12 protein-coding genes are annotated in these 18,413 nt (G+C 40.3%); 8 read left to right on the top strand and 4 right to left on the bottom strand.

Going from position 1 to position 18,413, the window contains the following annotated elements; translation table 11 throughout:
• Positions 1-4: 4 nt before the first annotated feature.
• Both ABIE26_RS06965 and ABIE26_RS06960 read left to right on the top strand, forming a co-directional pair.
• Complete coding sequence (locus ABIE26_RS06965) at positions 5-808, top strand: TIGR04325 family methyltransferase (RefSeq protein ID WP_310138560.1); 804 nt, start codon at positions 5-7, stop codon at positions 806-808.
• Between the two features lie 152 nt (positions 809-960).
• Positions 961-4,404 (top strand): pyruvate carboxylase, encoded by a 3,444-nt coding sequence (locus ABIE26_RS06960; RefSeq protein WP_310138562.1) that lies wholly within the window; start codon positions 961-963, stop codon positions 4,402-4,404.
• 22 nt (positions 4,405-4,426) lie between these two features.
• Here the strand turns inward: ABIE26_RS06960 and ABIE26_RS06955 are convergent, their stop codons facing one another.
• A complete protein-coding gene (locus tag ABIE26_RS06955) occupies positions 4,427-5,221 on the bottom strand; it encodes a DUF4350 domain-containing protein (protein WP_310138564.1) in 795 nt (264 codons plus the stop codon).
• Between the two features lie 302 nt (positions 5,222-5,523).
• On the opposite strand from ABIE26_RS06955, the gene ABIE26_RS06950 reads away from it, so the two are divergent.
• Positions 5,524-6,897, top strand: a complete 1,374-nt coding sequence (locus ABIE26_RS06950; protein ID WP_310138566.1) for an MFS transporter — start codon at positions 5,524-5,526, stop codon at positions 6,895-6,897.
• Between the two features lie 28 nt (positions 6,898-6,925).
• Positions 6,926-8,551, top strand: a complete 1,626-nt coding sequence (locus tag ABIE26_RS06945; RefSeq protein ID WP_310138568.1) for an NADP-dependent glyceraldehyde-3-phosphate dehydrogenase — start codon at positions 6,926-6,928, stop codon at positions 8,549-8,551.
• 57 nt (positions 8,552-8,608) lie between these two features.
• On the opposite strand, the gene ABIE26_RS06940 is transcribed toward ABIE26_RS06945, so the two are convergent.
• On the bottom strand, positions 8,609-9,070 hold the full coding sequence (locus ABIE26_RS06940; protein WP_310138570.1) for a hypothetical protein: 462 nt from the start codon (positions 9,068-9,070) through the stop codon (positions 8,609-8,611).
• 176 nt (positions 9,071-9,246) lie between these two features.
• On the opposite strand from ABIE26_RS06940, the gene ABIE26_RS06935 reads away from it, so the two are divergent.
• The 4 genes from ABIE26_RS06935 to ABIE26_RS06920 all read left to right on the top strand — a co-directional run bounded on the left by ABIE26_RS06935 (position 9,247) and on the right by ABIE26_RS06920 (position 16,068).
• Positions 9,247-9,801: an RNA polymerase sigma factor gene (locus tag ABIE26_RS06935; protein ID WP_310138572.1), complete on the top strand. Its 555-nt coding sequence runs from the start codon at positions 9,247-9,249 to the stop codon at positions 9,799-9,801.
• 121 nt (positions 9,802-9,922) lie between these two features.
• Positions 9,923-10,990 carry a FecR family protein gene (locus tag ABIE26_RS06930; RefSeq protein WP_310138574.1) on the top strand — a complete coding sequence of 356 codons (1,068 nt, stop codon included), beginning with the start codon at positions 9,923-9,925 and terminating at the stop codon, positions 10,988-10,990.
• 180 nt (positions 10,991-11,170) lie between these two features.
• A complete protein-coding gene (locus tag ABIE26_RS06925) occupies positions 11,171-14,449 on the top strand; it encodes a SusC/RagA family TonB-linked outer membrane protein (protein ID WP_310138577.1) in 3,279 nt (1,092 codons plus the stop codon).
• A gap of 20 nt (positions 14,450-14,469) precedes the next feature.
• The gene (locus tag ABIE26_RS06920; RefSeq protein WP_310138580.1) at positions 14,470-16,068 is read left to right on the top strand and encodes a SusD/RagB family nutrient-binding outer membrane lipoprotein; all 1,599 of its coding nucleotides are present in this window, start codon (positions 14,470-14,472) and stop codon (positions 16,066-16,068) included.
• A 69-nt stretch (positions 16,069-16,137) separates the two neighbouring features.
• Here ABIE26_RS06920 and ABIE26_RS06915 read toward each other — a convergent pair whose 3' ends face one another.
• Together ABIE26_RS06915 and ABIE26_RS06910 are read right to left on the bottom strand one after the other, a co-directional pair.
• Positions 16,138-17,184 (bottom strand): phosphotransferase enzyme family protein, encoded by a 1,047-nt coding sequence (locus ABIE26_RS06915; RefSeq protein ID WP_310138582.1) that lies wholly within the window; start codon positions 17,182-17,184, stop codon positions 16,138-16,140.
• A 75-nt stretch (positions 17,185-17,259) separates the two neighbouring features.
• Positions 17,260-18,318 (bottom strand): LacI family DNA-binding transcriptional regulator, encoded by a 1,059-nt coding sequence (locus ABIE26_RS06910; protein ID WP_310138584.1) that lies wholly within the window; start codon positions 18,316-18,318, stop codon positions 17,260-17,262.
• Between the last annotated feature and the right edge of the window lie 95 nt (positions 18,319-18,413).

The following is an 18,413-nucleotide window of genomic DNA, read 5'->3' as shown; positions in this document are numbered from 1 at the left end:
TATTATGGGCTTAAGGAAACTCTGGAAGAAACTGAAGAAAGGGAAAGCACAAAAATACGGTTGGTCCGGTAATTATCAGTCTTGGTCTGATGTATTGAAAAATGCCAATGGTTATGATGCTGGTGTTATTCTTGAAATAACCAAAAATGCATTATTGAAAGTAAAAAGCGGTGAGGCAGTCTACGAAAGGGATTCTGTACTTTTTGATAAAAAGGAATATCCCTTTCCATTGTTGTCTTTTCTTCTCCACAGTGCTCTTTATAAACGAAGACCACTTCATATACTGGATTTTGGAGGTTCACTTGGTAGCACTTATTATCAGGTCCGGGAATTTCTGACACCTGAAGTATGTTCAACCTGGAGTGTAGTAGAGCAGGAACATTATGTAGCTGCCGGCAACACTCATTTTCAGGACCAGCAATTAAAGTTTTACAGCTCGATTGAAGCCTGTATGCAGGATCAGCAAATTGATTTTGTTTTACTTTCCAGTTCAGTTCAGTACCTCGAACAGCCACATGCCTTTCTTGATAAACTGACGGCTTATAATTTTGAATTTATTCTTTTTGACAGGACCGCTTTTCACCATGGAGGTAATGACCGGCTGACTTTACAAGTCGTGCCTCCTGAAATTTATCCTGCATCTTATCCTTCCTGGTTCTTTAACCAGGAAGGATTTCTTAATCACTTCTCTGATCAATACCAGCTTATAGCCGATTTCTCATCCTATGTAGCAGGCGAGCCCATTCTTTATATCGACAACCAGCCGGTAGCATACAGCAAGGGCTTTTATTTGAAACTTAAAAAATAGGCCAGAATTTATACCCTATAGCAAGGTTTTTCTTCTTTTTGGCACTTTCTTCGTGTATCTTTTACACTTTAAATCCTTGATAATAAATGTATTTCGATGGTGATGGATTCAAAGTAATGTAATAATTTAGCGACACTTAAGACAAGAACCAAATGAACATTAAGAAAGTACTTATTGCCAATCGGGGCGAAATTGCCATCCGTATTGAGCGCGCCTGTAGTGAGCTGAACATTCAGACAGTCGCGGTTTACACCTATGAGGACCGTTATTCTCTGCATCGTTATAAAGCCGATGAGGCCTATCAGATTGGAGAAGACCATGAACCCCTGAAGCCCTATCTGGATATGAGCGCCATCATTGAAATGGCCAAATATAGCGGAGCTGATGCCATTCATCCTGGCTATGGATTTTTATCTGAAAATGAAGAATTTGCAAAAAGGTGTGCGCAAAATGGCATTGTATTTATTGGTCCCAGACCAGATGTAATGCGTGCCCTTGGTGATAAGGTAACTGCTAAAACGGTGGCGAAAGCTGCAGGTTTACCTATTATTGAAAGTAATGAACTGGAACTGAAGACAATTGAAACGGCTTTGAATGAAGCACATCGGATCGGTTATCCCCTGATGATCAAAGCCGCCTCTGGTGGAGGTGGAAGAGGGATGCGCATTGTAAGAAACGATGAACAACTGGAAAAAGGTTTTTCAGAAGCCAGGAGTGAAGCAAAAAACGCCTTTGGAGATGACACCATATTTCTTGAAAAGTTTATCGACCGTCCGCGCCATATTGAAGTCCAGATCGTAGCCGACAGTTACGGTGAAGTTGTCCATCTGTACGAACGCGATTGTTCGGTGCAACGTCGTTTTCAAAAGGTCGTAGAGGTAGCTCCATCGTTAAATCTAAATCAGCAAACCAGAGATCAGCTTTATCACTATGCTACTTCCATTGCAAAGGCAGTACAGTACAATAATGTTGGAACGGTCGAATTTCTTATAGACCAGGAAGAGCACATTTATTTTATAGAGGTAAACCCAAGGATACAGGTTGAACATACCGTTACAGAGATGATTACTGGTATCGACCTGATCAAAACCCAATTATTTATTGCTGATGGTCATCGCCTTTCAGATCCTGAAATTGGCCTGCCCAATCAGCAGGGCATCATGTGCAACGGTTTTGCCATGCAATGCAGGATTACAACTGAAGATCCTGCAAATGACTTCAAACCTGATTATGGAACACTCATCACTTACAGGAACGCCACAGGCTTTGGCATCAGATTAGATGAGGGTAGTACTTATCCAGGTATGAAAATCAGCCCTTTCTTCGACTCTATGCTTGTTAAAGTAAGTACAAGCGGGGCTACCCTGGAAGATGCCGCCAGAAAAATGAATCGGGCGCTAAGGGAGTTCAGGATCAGGGGAGTTAAAAACAATGTACAGTTTCTGGAGAACCTGATCAACCACCCCACCTTTGTGCAGGGAAAGGCTACCGTCAATTTCATACAGGAACACCCTGAACTTTTTGAATCTAAAAAACGGCTTGACAGAGGTACACGGATTCTGACCTACTTAGGTGAGGTCTCTGTAAATGGAAATCCGGATGTACGGTTTGTGGACGAAAATAAAAGGCTGGAAAAACCGGAGGTACCTGCTTTCGATCATTATAGTGCTTATCCAAAAGGCACAAAGGACCTTTTAACCGAACTCGGGCCGGATGGTTTTTCCAAATGGCTTAAAGCGGAAAAGAAAATACAATATACCGATACCACATTAAGGGATGCACATCAATCCCTTTTGGCGACGCGCATGCGCACCTATGATATGCTTAAGGTGGCAGAAGGTTTTGCCAAACACCACCCTCAAACCTTTAGTATGGAGGCCTGGGGCGGAGCTACATTTGATGTTTGTCTGCGGTTTTTACTTGAAGATCCATGGAGGCGCCTGGAGAAATTAAGGGCTGCCATGCCGAATATATTGATTCAGATGCTAATCAGAGGGTGTAACGGTGTAGGCTATGCGGCATATCCCGACAATCTGATTGAATCTTTCGTTGAAAAAAGCTGGGAAAAGGGAGTAGATATTTTCAGGATATTCGATTCCCTGAACTGGATGGAGAATATTGCCCCATGTATTGAAATGGTGCGCAAGAAGACGCAGGGGCTTGCAGAAGGCGCATTGTGTTATACAGGTGATATCCTCGACCCTAAACGCAGCAAATATAGCCTGGATTACTATTTAAGGCTTGCAAAAGATCTGGAAAATGCGGGAAGCCACATACTTGGTGTTAAAGACATGTCTGGTCTGCTCAAGCCTTATGCAGCCAAACTATTGATAGAAGCCTTAAAAGATACCGTAAAAATCCCTATCCATTTACATACACACGATACATCTTCTTTGCAGCCAGCAACTTACCTGATGGCAATTGAGGCGGGAGTTGATGTAGTCGATTGTGCTTTAGGAGCCTTATCAGGTACTACTTCCCAACCTAACTTCAACGCAATTGTAGAGATGATGCGTTTTCACGAGCGGGAAAACCCATATGATCAAAAATCGTTAAATGCGTATTCCAATTATTGGGAGGCCGTAAGGGAGTACTATTATCCTTTCGAATCTGGTTTAAAGGCAAGCTCTGCAGAAGTTTTTGAGCATGAAATCCCTGGGGGGCAATACTCCAATCTAAAGCCGCAGGCAATAGCGCTTGGTTTAGGAGATCAGTTTGAACTGATTAAGCAAAGGTATGCCGATGTAAATCAGCTTTTCGGAGATATTGTTAAAGTTACCCCCAGTTCTAAAGTGGTGGGCGACCTGGCGCAGTTTATGGTGGCAAACCAGATCACCCCCGAAGATATTTTCACCAGGGGAGAGCAGCTTTCCTTTCCCGAGTCTGTAGTTTCCTTTTTTATGGGGGAAATCGGTCAGCCTGAAGGAGGCTTCCCGAAAGAATTACAGCGAATTTTATTGAAAGGTAAAACTCCATTTACCGACAGGCCAAACAAACATTTACAACCGCTAGACCTGGATCAGGAGTTTGACGACTTTAAAAAGGAGTTTGGCGACGATCTGAGTTATACCATGTACCTGGCCTATAAATTCTATCCCAAAGTTACGGCTGATGCCATCAAGACATTTAGACTATATGGTGATGTATCCGTTATACCAACCCGTTATTTCTTTTATGGAATGAAGCCAGGTGAAGAAACGACTATAGAAATTGCAAAGGGAAAAACATTGTTGATTCGTTTACTTTCTATAGGACCGGCAGATGACAATGGCATGCGAACGGTATTCTTTAAACTGAATGGGCAGACCCGGAACATTGAAATCCAGGATAAATCGATAAAAGTAGTAAAACCCGAAAACCGTAAAATAGAAAAAGATAACAACAGTCATATTGGCTCGCCGCTACAGGGCTTGTTGTCTAAAGTATTTGTCAAAGCAGGGGACCAGGTGAAAAAGAATCAACCCTTGTTTATGATAGAGGCGATGAAAATGGAATCAAATATTTCTGCCATAACCGATGGGGTTGTTAAATCCATTATACTCACAGCCGGAACTATGGTGAATACTGACGATTTGGTTTTAGAATTGGCTGAGTAAGCAGGAGTCTTGGAAATGGCTGTTAAGGAATCTGCTTTTTCAGCCATTTCACAAGCTCAACAGCCCCATTATAATTTTCGTATTCTGCCGGAATCCTTGTACCATCTATGTACTCGTTATACAACCATGGATCTCCAACTGCAAACACAGTACCTTTGCCATACCGGCAGGTGGCCATGATGATATCTTCTCCTTCCTTGATAAGGGGCATAGCTGGTTTTTCTGTTTGTAGTACAGATAATTCTTTCAGGTAAAATTTCCTGGAGCCAGTAAACACTTCATTTCCGGAAGGAACGTTTACAGCTCCTATTTCAATCTTTCCGTCTCTCACCATATTCCTGCTTTTATTGGTAAAAGTAATGCCGAATTTCTTGGACAAATCATTCAGCTGTACCAGGGTATTGTTACTGCTGTCATTGGCAAAAATTACCAGAACACCGCCTTTTTTCACCCAATTTACTATAGCATTGATATCATTGGTCGCTATAAGATTTGGAGCCGGACTTTCCTTTTGATTGTCGGGATCAACAATGATGTAGATCGAAGCTTCCTTAAGATTTTCAGCTCTGGGAGTCATATCCAGGCTTTTTATCGCCAATCCTTCTTTGGTAAAAATGTCCCCCAACATTGAAAAGCCATTTAACGTTTTGTCTTCCCAGGTGTAATGAAACCTGATTTCTTTACCAGATTTGTCTTTCTTTAGCTCATGATTAAAATAATTATCGAGCAGCACTGTTTTTTGCTGGGCACATACAGCCGACAAGTTAAAAAGGCAGCACAAAACAAACAACGTAGTGTTTTTTATAGATTTATCCATAGCTAAATCTATAAAACAAAAGCCAAAAAATGATAAGTATCAGCATTAATGACAAAATAGTTTATAAAATCGCTAAAAAACATAAATAAAACCATTTATAACGATAACGATTGCGTAAATATTTTCGAAACAAGGCTGTTTTTACTAGTATTTATTATGTACAATTGTTCATACGAGCCAGGTAAAGAATTTTTGATATGCATAGGTATTGGAAGGATTTATATATATTCAGAACCTGAAGGCTATTGTTAGATAGATTAACAAAATTTTATTAAAATATATTTTAGACAAAACCAAGTATAATGAAAGAGACCAAAATGGGGAACTACAGGTGGACCATCTGTGCACTATTGTTTTTTGCAACAACTGTTAATTATCTTGATCGGCAGGTTCTGAGCTTATTAAAGCCGCATTTAGAAGAGATTTTCGGCTGGACCAATAGTGACTACGCAGATATTGCCGCCGTTTTCCAGTTTACTTATGCAATATCTATGCTCTTTGCCGGAAGAATAATAGACAAACTGGGAACGAAAAAAGGATACGCCTGGGCAATTGTAATTTGGTCTATCGGTGCAATTATTCATGCCTTGGCTATTCCTTTGGGCGAGGGAATTGCTACTGTACTGGGTTTTGTGGGTATAGGTGCAATATCTGTTTCTATGGCGGGATTCATGTTCTCGAGAGCAGTATTGGGCTTTGGTGAGTCTGGTAACTTTCCAGCGGCAATTAAAGCTACAGCAGAGTACTTCCCAAAAAAAGAAAGATCGTTTGCTACCGGTATATTCAATTCAGGCTCAAACGTGGGTGCCATCCTGGCACCCTTAACCGTACCGTTTATTGCTAAGCACTGGGGTTGGGAAGCTGCTTTCCTACTAATCGGTGCAGTTGGTTTCTTATGGCTGATCTTCTGGCTTAAACTGTATGAAAGACCGGAAAAACAGAACCGTCTTTCGGCTGAAGAGCTTGCTTATATCAATAGTGATGAAGCGGAAAATGAAGCTCCATTAAAGGAAGGTGTTGCTGCTGAAGCAAAAGTAGCCTGGTTTAAATTATTGGCCTATAAACAAACCTGGGCATTTACCATCGGTAAATTTATGACTGATGGTGTCTGGTGGTTTTTCCTTTTCTGGCTACCAGCATACCTGAAAGACCAGTATGGTATGATAGATACACAGGTGATGATTCCTTTGGCTGTTTTGTATAGCATGACCATGTTTGGTAGTATAGGCGGCGGATGGTTTCCAATGTATTTCATCAAGAGAGGATATGAGGCCTATGACGGGCGTATGCGGGCAATGCTCCTTATTGCCTTGTTTCCACTTGTTGTGCTTGCGGCACAGCCGCTTGGGCACATTACTTTCTGGATTCCCGTAATTTTAATAGGTATAGGAGCTTCGGCCCATCAGGCCTGGTCGGCCAATATTTTCACAACGGTTTCTGATATGTTCCCTAAAAAAGCAGTAGGATCAGTTGTCGGCATTGGAGGAATGGCAGGAGGTATCGGAGGTGTATTGATTACAAAGCTGGGAGGCTATTTATTTGATAAATATAAAGCACTGGGGCACATAGAAACAGGGTATACCATTATGTTTACCATCTGTGCTGTTGCTTATCTGGTAGCCTGGGCAATTATGAGAACATTGGTACCTAAATACAAACCAATTTCAGATTTATAACCTATAACCAAAAATTAATATTTAGCTAATGTTTCCAGAAAATCAGCTCGATTCAATCTTCGTAGAAGAAGACCAGATCCCTGAAGAATTTAAACTATCAGAAGAAGTACACCAGCGCGAGTACCTTAGCAATGGCGAAATGCACACCTGGGATGGTGAAGTACATGAGGTACTGTCTCCGGTTTGTATCAGAACCGAAAATGGCCTGCAAAGAAAATTAATAGGTACTTATCCTTTATGCAGTGAAAAAGAGGCCGATGCAGCGCTGCAGGCTGCTGTTAAAGCCTACGATAACGGACGCGGGGAATGGCCTACAATGAGCGTCGCGGACCGAATTTATTGTGTCGAGCAGTTTACCCATAAAATTATTGAAAAAAAGGCGGTAGTTGTGAAACTCCTGATGTGGGAAATAGGTAAATCCTATGCCGATTCAGTGAAAGAGTTTGACCGTACTGTGGAGTATATTTATGCTACTATTGATGCATTAAAAGATCTGGACAGGCAGTCTTCCAAGTTCAGTATCGAACAAGGCATAGTGGCGCAGATCAGGCGCTCGCCCTTAGGTGTAGTCTTGTGTATGGGGCCATTCAACTACCCATTGAATGAAACCTTTACTACCTTAATCCCAGCGTTGATCATGGGAAACACCTTATTGTTTAAACCGCCTAAACATGGTACTTTACTTCACTATCCTTTATTGGAAGCCTTTAGAGATTGTTTTCCAAAAGGTGTGGTAAATACCATTTATGGACGGGGCAATAAAATTATACCAGACCTTATGAAATCCGGTCAGGTTAATGTATTGACATTGATCGGTTCCAGCAAAGTTGCAAACGAACTTAAAAAGCTTCATCCAAAGGTAAACCGGTTACGGGCTATTCTTGGTTTGGACGCCAAAAATGCAGCAATAATTACTTCAAAAGCTGATGTAAAACTAGCCGTACAGGAAACAGTGCTTGGGGCTTTGTCTTTCAACGGACAAAGATGTACAGCGCTAAAGATCATTTTTATTCATCGCAGCCTGGCAGATGGGTTCTTACAAGAGCTATCAGCGGAAGTCGCTAAACTCAAAATTGGCATGCCATGGGAGCAAGGTGTGGCTTTAACCCCCTTACCAGAACCTCATAAACCAGCTTATCTTAAAGAATGTATAGCTGATGCTTTGGCTAACGGGGCCAGGGTGGTGAATGAGCATGGCGGAGAAAGTTGCGCATCATTTGTTTACCCGGCCATAGTTTATCCGGTAAACAAAAGTATGAAGCTCTATACTGAGGAGCAATTTGGACCAGTGATCCCTGTCGTTCCTTTTGATGATCTGGAAGAGCCTATACAATACCTGATAGACTCTACCCACGGACAACAGGTAAGTATTTTCAGCAATGATAATGAAGAAGTTGCTGCCCTTATTGACCCACTGGTTAATCAGGTAAGCAGGGTTAATATAAATTGCCAGTGCCAGCGTGGCCCAGATGTTTTCCCCTTTACAGGAAGAAAAGACAGTGCTGAGGGTACACTTTCGGTAGTCGACGCCCTAAGGTCTTTCTCTATCAGATCCCTGGTTGCAACAAAACTGAACGACAGCAATAAACATTTAATTAATGAAATAGTAGATAGCAACAGTTCAAATTTCCTGAGTACGAAGTACTTGTTCTAAACAACTGTTCAAAATTTCAGACGCTATTAAACATCTTATGTTGTTTAATAGCGTTTTTTACTCCTCACCGTCCTCCAGATAGTCTTCCTCATTTCTGACAGGCGGTTGTTCAGCTTTGAAAAATGCGTAAACAATTGAGATCAGAAAAACTGCATTGATAAAGATGTGAGGGAGGCTGCTAAAACCTGAGCTGGTTTCCAGCAATTTATCCAGCAATACACCTACAGATATTACGATTAAGAAAGCAAACACTAAAGCCGCTGCTTTTCTATGAGGGGAATACCTTATCAGCATATGAATTACATAAATGGTAAGTATAATACCGAAAATGAACATGATATACCAGAATATATCGCTGGCAGTAAGTTCGGTCCACAGGCTTTGTTTGGTGTATTGAAACCGGTTAAACTGGGATGTGGCAAATTTGGCCAGAATCAGATAGCTTAATGCCCAAAAGACATAAAAACCAATAACGATACCTAACCAATGAAGAAGAAGCTTAAATTTAGATGTGTACATATGTCTGTAAATTAAACATTTGTACTCAAATTTAACTACAAATATTAAATATTCAAAGCCTTTTTAGTTAGAATTAATACCTGCAGGATATTTTAGAAAAATAGTGTTGCCAAATAAAACTTGATAAGATTTTGTCAGCAGATTTTCTTAACATTGCTATCACCTAATCTAACCAAATGGAAAATAAGCTTATACATCACTTACTATGGGAACGCTTACGTGGAGGTGATCATGATGCTTTTTTTGATCTGTACCGGGAACTCTACTACGACCTTGTAAATTTCGGTATAAGAGTTTGTGGTGACGCTGAAACATCGGGAGAGGCTACTGATCAGGTATTCATTACAATTTGGGAGAAGCATGCACAGCTAAACAGGGTAGAACATGTTGGTGCATATTTGCGTACTTTTTTGAAACGAAAGATATTGCGCCTGCTGGAACGTAAGAAAAAGATAGATGATGCCCTGGCGAATGCTGGGGCTGAGGGCGAGTGGATGGAAATGTCTTATGAAGAGTTTATCGTCAAAGTGCAGACAGATGAGCTTGTCAGGTTCAAACTTAAAAGTGCCTTACAGAAACTAACTTACAGGCAGAAACAATTAATTCATCTGAAGTTCTTTGACGGTTTGAGCTATGAGCAGATCGCAAATCAAACCCAGCAAAGCGTTAAAACTGCCTACAATACCGTCTATGATGCTTTAAAAGTCCTTAGAAAGGAGCTTAAAGCATAAATCTATTTTACAGGCTCTACACCATTTAATTGGCCATTTAAAGACAGGTCAAAAAAAAATATAAAATTTCTTTAGGAAAAAGATCATTTTTTTGGCACTGGTATTATAAAAGCCAAATATTATGATAGATCGTAGTCTTTTCAATATTGAAGACTTCCTTGTTGACAATACATTTCAGTTATATTGTGCCGGTAAAGACAAGCTTTGCATTGCCTATTGGGAAGATTACATTAAAGCTCATCCGGAACAGGAGGCCACCATTAATGAGGCTAAACGCTTATATATCATTTTAAGTGGTCAAAAGAAGCCTTTAAATCAGCAGCTGGACTTACTAAAAAACGATGTTAAGCCCGAAGTTGAGGAAAATACAGTTCCGCTAAGAAGAACTTATACCTGGTTAAAAATTGCTGCTGTGTTGTTGTTTGTTTCTGGTCTGGTGCTGGTGTATAGGGCAAACCTAGTCCAGGAAAAGTTTATACCCAATCTGGTAACCAATTATCATACTAATGGTGCAGAACGTAAAAAAATAACCTTGCCGGACGGGACTGTTATTCTGTTAAATGCCAAAAGTTCGATCAGATTAAATAAGAAATTCAATATTGATAACCGTGAGGTTACGCTTGTGGGGGAAGCTTATTTTGATGTTACCCATGATAAGAACAGACCTTTCAAAGTGCTTACGTCAGACTTCAATATCAACGTGTTGGGGACTATATTTAACGTAAAAGCCTATCCCGACGAACCGACATCGGAAGCGGTTTTAATTAAAGGGGTTATTGTAATGGAAGGGGCCGGCAGCAATGGAAATTCAATCACCTTAAAGCCTAGTCAAAAAGTTACATTTTACAAAAACCTGCCGGAACCCCCTGCAATCAAGCCAATGAAGGCCCAGGTAAAACATCCTGAAATCACGATAAACAGCTATACGAAAAAAAGCGACAGTACGGTTGTAGAAATGGCCTGGACACAAAACCGCCTGGAGATTCAGGACCAGAGTTTTATGGAACTTAAAAAAACGCTGGAAAGGTGGTATAATGTAGAAATAACATTCAAAAATAAAGAAATAGAAAAATATCAATTTACAGCAACATTCCAGGACGAGAGTTTAACAGAAGTATTGTATGCACTTCAATGTGCAGAATTTTTTAAATATGAAATAAAAGGAAACCAGGTGATCATATCAAAATAAAAAAGAGGGGTGATGTTGACGCACCACCCCTTTAATTTTTTGATATAAAGCAATGGCAGATTTATGCGCAAACAGATTCCTGCCAAATACTAAAGCAACCAAAAAAACAAAAATATGATTAATTCTTACTTAGTGCAAGAGTACCTTAATTATAAGGTGCTCCTAAAATTCATTGTCATAATGAAATTAACGTGTGTCTTCATTTTTTTTACCTGCCTCAATGTATCGGCTTCGGTCTTTTCACAGCAAAAGGTCTCCTTGGATGTGAAGCGGACCAAGCTAAGTAAAGTGTTAAAAATTATCGAAGAGCAAAGCGGTTACCACTTTGTATACAGTTCGGCAAATGTACCGGTAAACAAAGATTATACGCTATCTGTAAAAGATACACCCGTTGCAGATATTCTTTCCACTATATTTTACAACACAAACCTGAAGTACTCCATTTCTGAGGGAGGGCTGATCGTAATCAGCCGAAAAAAAGATGTAAAAATTAGTGGTACGGTAAAGGACAATACAGGCGCTCCTTTACCCGGCGCTTCCATACGTGTGAAAGGCTCAGCTTCAGGAACCTCCACGGATATCAATGGAAGGTTTGCTATTTCGGTTCCGGAAAATGCGGTTCTTGTCATTTCCTTTGCAGGATTTCAAAGTAAGGAGGTCAATACCGAAAATAAAACCAACATAGAGGTTGTGCTTCTGGAGGATACTAAATTGCTCAGTGAAGTGGTGGTGACGGCCCTTGGCATAAAAAAGGAACGGAGGGCTTTAGGATACTCTGTTTCACAAATACAGGGCGAGACACTCACCCAGGCGAGGGAAAATAACGTAGCCAATTCACTGGTAGGCAAGGTTGCGGGTTTAGATGTAAGTGCTACAGCTGGTGGTGTTGGGGCAGCAACAAGCATAACAATCCGGGGTGTATCCAGTCTGAGTCAAACGAATCAGCCGCTATATGTCATTAATGGTATGCCGATGGAAAACAAACCTGTTGGTTTAAACAATAGCAATCCAAATGGAAATAAAGGCAGTCAGTGGGACAATGCACCCGATCTCGGTGATGCTATCGGAAATTTAAATCCGGACGATATAGAAAGCGTATCTGTGTTGAAAGGAGCAGCCGCCTCCGCCTTATATGGTTCAAGGGCCAAAGCCGGAGTAATACTCATTACTACAAAAAGTGGAAAAGGAACAAGTATAGACTTTAACAGCAATTATGTTGTTGAACAGGTAATGGATAGAACCAACTGGCAATATGTTTACGGACAAGGTGCCAACGGTGTTAAACCAACCAGTGCAAGTTCCGCCTCCGATGTTGGCGGCTCCAGCTGGGGCGGTAAATTGGATGGTAGCAATGTGGTTCAATTTGATGGGGTTTCCAGGCCATATATTGCGCAAAAGGACAACATTAAAAACTTTTATAGAGACGGAAGTACCTGGTCCAATACCCTGGCGCTAAATAAGAGTTTTGATGGCGGTTCTTTGAGGTTCTCTGCCAACGACGTAAATAACAATTCTATTGTCCCTAATTCAGGCCTGAACAGGCAGTCCTTCAACCTGGTGGGAACATTTGAACCAATTAAACGCTTAACCATAGATGCACGTGCCAATTACATTCTTGAACAAGCCAAAAACAGGCCTATGGTTTCAGATGGTGCCGGAAACGCCAATTACAATGTGATCTTTTTACCAACCAGCGTCAATGTAAATGATCTTAAACCATGGAAGGATGCGGATGGTAATGAGATTGTATACAACAAAGGGAATGTATACGCTACCAACCCCTGGTTTGCTGCAAATGAGTTTGTAAATAACACCAAAAGAAACCGGCTAATCAGTTCATTTAATGCAAAATATACATTTGACAATGGTTTTTTCATGCAGGGACGGGCAGGAATGGATTCCTATACAGATGGCTACAAAAATGTGGTTCCCTCCGGAACTGCCTATTATGTAGCAGGAAAAATAGCTGAACAAAAAACCAAGTTTACGGATTTGAATGCAGATATACTTATAGGTAAGTCATTTAAAATTCAGGATGATTTTACCGTTACTCCTAATATAGGGGCAAGCTATAGAAACACAAAAATTGATCAGACAACAAATAACGGTACCGATTTTGCGGTGTTTGGTGTTTATAATATTCTTAATGCTGCTAATAAATCTGTAGGTGTTATAGAAACTGAGTCTGAAACTCAGTCGACATACGGAACACTGGAAATTGCCTACCGGGATATTCTTTATTTAACAGGTAGTGGACGGTCCGACTGGTTTTCAACACTGGCTACGCCAGGAAAAGACAATAAACCATACGTATTTTATCCTTCCGTAAGCGGATCATTTGTATTTTCAGAGCTACTGCAATCAAGACTGCTAAGCTTTGGTAAATTGCGAGCCGGCTATGCTGTAGTAGGTCAGGCTACCGATCCATACCAAACAGCGCTTACTTATGCGTTCAGAAGCGAAACATTAAACGGAAAACCGCTTGGAATAATTAGTAATCTTGATATTCCTAATTCAGCACTTAAAGGCTCAAAGGCATCTGAATTTGAAATCGGTACCGAACTAAGATTTTTTAATGACCGCTTAAACCTGGATCTAACCTGGTATAAAAAGCACTCGAAAGACGAAATATCTGTAGTTACAACTTCCAGTACTACAGGCTATAATGGAGCGGTGCTAAACTCTGGCGAAATTGAAAATAAAGGTTTTGAAGCTTTAATTTCAGGCGTGGTAATTAAAAACAACAATTTTAGCTGGACATCATCCCTGAATGGCAGCTACAATGACAATACTGTGCTAAAATTGGCCGAAGGCGTGTCATCCCAATTAATAGCCACATCACGGACGGGTAACGGTTTTCTTCACAATATCCCCGGTAAATCAGCAGGACAGGTAATGGCTTACGACTATAAATATGATGCAAATGGCCAGGTTGAAAAAGAAGCAAATGGAGCCCCTAAAAAAGGTGACTTAAAAGCACACGGCTCGGCCTATAACAAATGGTTTGCAGGTTGGAATAATGAATTCAGTTATAAAGGAATAAATCTCTCTTTTTTAATTGATGGGAAATGGGGAGGTAAACTCTTCTCAGCAACAGACTACTATGGCTACCGTTTTGGGCTGCACCAAGGAACAGTTGCCGATAGGGAATCACTAGGCGCAACGGCGGCCGATTATTACCTGAGCTTTGTTGATAATGTTTCAACAACCTTTGTACAGGATGCCAGTTTCATCAAGTTCAGACAACTAACCCTTGGTTATAACTTTCCTGCAAAAATGTTCAACAATAAGATTAAAAGCTTAAATCTTAGTCTTGTTGGCAGAAACTTGTTTATCCTGATGAAAAAAACAGACAATATAGATCCTGAGTCAAGTTATAATGCAACCTTTCCTGGGCTCGAGCTGGGTGGGGTACCACCTGCCAGAACATTTGGCCTTAACCTTAGTGTCAAGTTTTAATTATTTAAAAATAGAGAAAGATGAAAACCAGCATATTAAAAAAATACAACCTTATCTTACTTATTAGCATTTTAGCTACGGTGAGTTGTACAAAAGATTTCAAAGAAATTAATACCAATCCTGTTGCCTACGGACCAACGAATTTTAATCCGAATTATACTTTAACATCCGCACAATTGAATTATACAGGTAGTATAGACTTTGCCTATGATACCTGGCGGGCAAACCTGATTTATTCAGCAACGATGATGCAGGGACTTTCCAGTGTAATCAGCTATTGGGCAGGCGATAAATACAAACTGGATGCAAACTATACTGCTGCTTACTGGGGCAACAATGCCGTTGGTGCTTACATAGAACAGGTAAGATTGATTGTTGATGTAGTGGAATCTACAAAAGGAAAATCAAAATACAACAATGTGCATCAGGTTGCCCGCTTATGGAAGGCCCTAATTTTTGCACGCCTGACAGATTTGTATGGCGATGTTCCTTATTCGGAAGCAGGAGTGGGGTACTACTCAGGAGTTTTAACACCCAAATATGACAAACAGCAAGCCATTTATACGGATCTTTTAAAGGAAGTAGAAGAAGCTACAAATGCATTGGATGCAAGTGGTGATAAAGTGACCGGAGATGTCATTTACAATGGCAGTATCGACAAATGGAAACGCTTTGGTGGCACCTTACTATTGCGGTTAGCTATGCGTCTGGTAAAGATTGACGAGAATACCGCCAAATCATACGCACAAAAAGCGGTAGGAAAAACAATGATCAATAATGAAGACAATGCATTTGTTACACACGATATATCGGGCGGTAGAGTAACCCAAAACAGGAACAGCCAGGTACTAAACGGTGACGGAGGTTCTGAACACTATCATGTAAAATGGTCTAAAACATTTATAGATATGTTAAAAGCAACTAACGATCCACGTCTGGGAAAAGTTGCGGTTACACAACTGTTTCTCACAGAATCTCCTAAAACGCAAAATTCCGCCTTTGTCACAACTCCAGCAAGTCAGAAAGGAATGCCTAATGGCAAAGACCTTAGTGGAATCGCCGGCAGGGACATCAGACAAGATCCTTCTTATACTTCTTTCCCTGACTATTCTTCTCCACATCCTGCCATGATCAAAAAAAATGGGGTCACTTTCATACTGACATATGCAGAAAGTGAATTCCTTTTGGCCGAAGCTGCCCAAAGATGGGGGATAGCGGGATCTGCAGCCAGTCATTACAGTGAGGGATTGAAGAAGGCGATAACCTTCCTCGGACAATACGATGCTGCATTGGCCATTACAGAGGGTACCGCAGAAATTTATGCAAATTCAAATCCATACAATGCAGCAAATGGTTTGCAAATGATCAACAATCAATACTGGTTGCACACCTGTACAATGCTGGATTTCTATGAAACGTGGAGCAACTGGCGCAGAACAGGTTTCCCTAACCTGGTTCCGGTTGTATACCCTGGTAATGCAACCAATGGCACCATTCCGCGTCGTTTCCCTTACCCTTCAGATGAAGCAGCAAAAAATGGCGTCAATTATAAAGAAGCCGCTGCCGCAGTACCAGGCGGAGATAATTTAACGGGTAGGGTCTGGTGGGATAAACCCTAAGCTACAGTATATTAATAAACGCACAAGAATGCTAATAAGGTCTTTCGGTTAAACGGAAGGCCTTTTGTTTTATACCAATGTATCGCTCATAAGTTCCTGTTCAAGTTTCAGGTATTGTTTTAGTAAGGTAATCTGGTTCAGTGCCCTGTTAAAATTATGCAGTTCATATTTCGCCCCGTAGTAAATGTCATTTTGCAGATAGTCTGTCAAAAACCGGATCGCCTGCATATATATAATAAATTTACCTGAATAGGCAAAACATTGACGTTCGTCATCCGTTAAAACACTTTTCATTTCTTCCATATAACCATTATAAATGGCTGTAAAGAAGTCTTTTCTGATCAAAATTTTATTAAAGTCGGTTTCCTCTTCACTGGCTGCACTCAAATAAGTCCGCATCATGTCACCTACATCACTGATAAAATAACCAGGCATAACGGTATCTAAATCAATCACACATAGTCCTTTATAATCCTGATCAAACAGTATGTTACTAATTTTGGTATCGTGATGTATTACCCTTAATGGAATGTTTTTATTATTCAGGATACGTCTGAAAGTATCTACAATGTACTGATGTTCAATGATAAAAGAAATACAATCTGCTGCTTTCTCCAATCTTTCACCACTTGCGTGTTTACAGGCTTCAAGGAATTGATCATATCGCAGTATCAGGTTGTGAAAATTTGGAATAGTAATGTTCAGTTGTGCTGCATCAAAATCATTGAGTAGTTTTGAAAATTTTCCGAATTGCCGCGCGGCTTCGTATGCTTCTTCTTTTGCAGAAAGGGTATTTACTGAGTTCGACCCTTCAACAAATGGGAAAAGTCTGAAATAGCCATTATCATTAATGATCAATGATTCACCATTTTCAGCCTTAACGGGAGATACGAATAAATATTCAGGCTGGGTCTCATTTAAATATGCTTTAAGCAGATTCAGGTTCTCATCAATATCAGCCGGTTTTTTAAACACATCGCTGTTTACTTTTTGCAGAATATATTTTTTATTATAGGAGTTTACCATCCAGGTATGATTGATCAATCCATCTCCAAATGGTTGAACAGTTGTAGTTATCGGATCCAGACCGTAGCGGCTTAAAATATTCTCGAACATGGTTTAGTATATTGATTGATGTACCAAACATAGATATTTAACCAGCCAAAAAGACGTGCAAACGTTTGCGCAAAATTACTTGCGATGGCTTAATATCAATTCCGATTCCACAACAATATTAAAATATGCCTGTTCAGTCCCGGTTTCATTTCTTGGTTTGTTAATAAGGTCAATTAATATGTCAGCGGCTTTTTTGCCTTGCTTATATGGGAATTGCTCAACCGAAGCTATAGGGGTATGGTCAACATAGTTGATAATCGGAAGATTTGCATAGCTCACAAAGTCAATATCCTGAAGCAGAAGTGATTTAGCATAACGCATTGCGAATAGTGCTACATAGTCGTTAAACGTAACAATTGCAGTAGGCTTTCGCCTGTGGTTTAATAAGATATCCATTACCTCAATCGTTCCCTCTTCTGATAAATCACAGCTAACAACTAAAGAAGGATCAAATTTGAGGCGATTGGCTATCATCGCCCTGATATAACCTTCTTTTCTTTCATGACTGGCAACCAGTGTATTCGGGCCGTTGATCATTCCAATACTTCGATGTCCTTTTTTTAATAGAAAGTTCAGGGCCTCGAAAGTGCCGGTTTCAAGGTTAGATGAAACATAATGTATATCTTTAATGGGGGGTATGCGGTCAAAAAATACTACCGGTATATTCAATTTCCTGAAAATGTCAAAATGTTCGTAGGTGCTGGTTGTTTTTGAAACCGACACTAGTAAGCCATCAACACGTTGGCTCTTCATTTTTTCGACGAGCAACTTTTCTCTAGCAGCATCATCATGCGATTGCGCCAGTAATACTGTGTAGTTTCTTTTGTATGCGATGTCTTCAATTCCGCTTATAGCAGCAGAAAAAAAAGATTCAGACAATTCAGGTAAAATAACACCTATCACAAAAGATTTGCCATGCAGAAATTGAATGGCTTTTTGATTAGGTTCATAATTAAGCTCTTCCGCAAGTTTCTTGACACGCATCTTTGTTGTCAAACCAATGCTTGAATGATCATTTAGGGCCCTTGACACTGTTGAAACTGAAACCTTGAGTATCTTTGCTATTTCCTTAATGGTTGTTGGTTTGTCAGACATCATATCCAAATATTGGAATAAAAATAACAATTTCATCATAAAAACTGCATCTGATAAAATTGGCTACTATGTTAAAGCAAAATTCACGCAAACGATTGCCAGCTAAACCAGATTAATTATGCAGATTTCAAACA

Source organism: Pedobacter africanus, from assembly GCF_040548825.1.
Taxonomy (GTDB): Bacteria; Bacteroidota; Bacteroidia; order Sphingobacteriales; family Sphingobacteriaceae; genus Pedobacter; species Pedobacter africanus_A.
The sequence above is the reverse complement of the archived record's forward strand: the minus strand, read 5'-3'. Positions and strand labels throughout refer to the sequence as shown.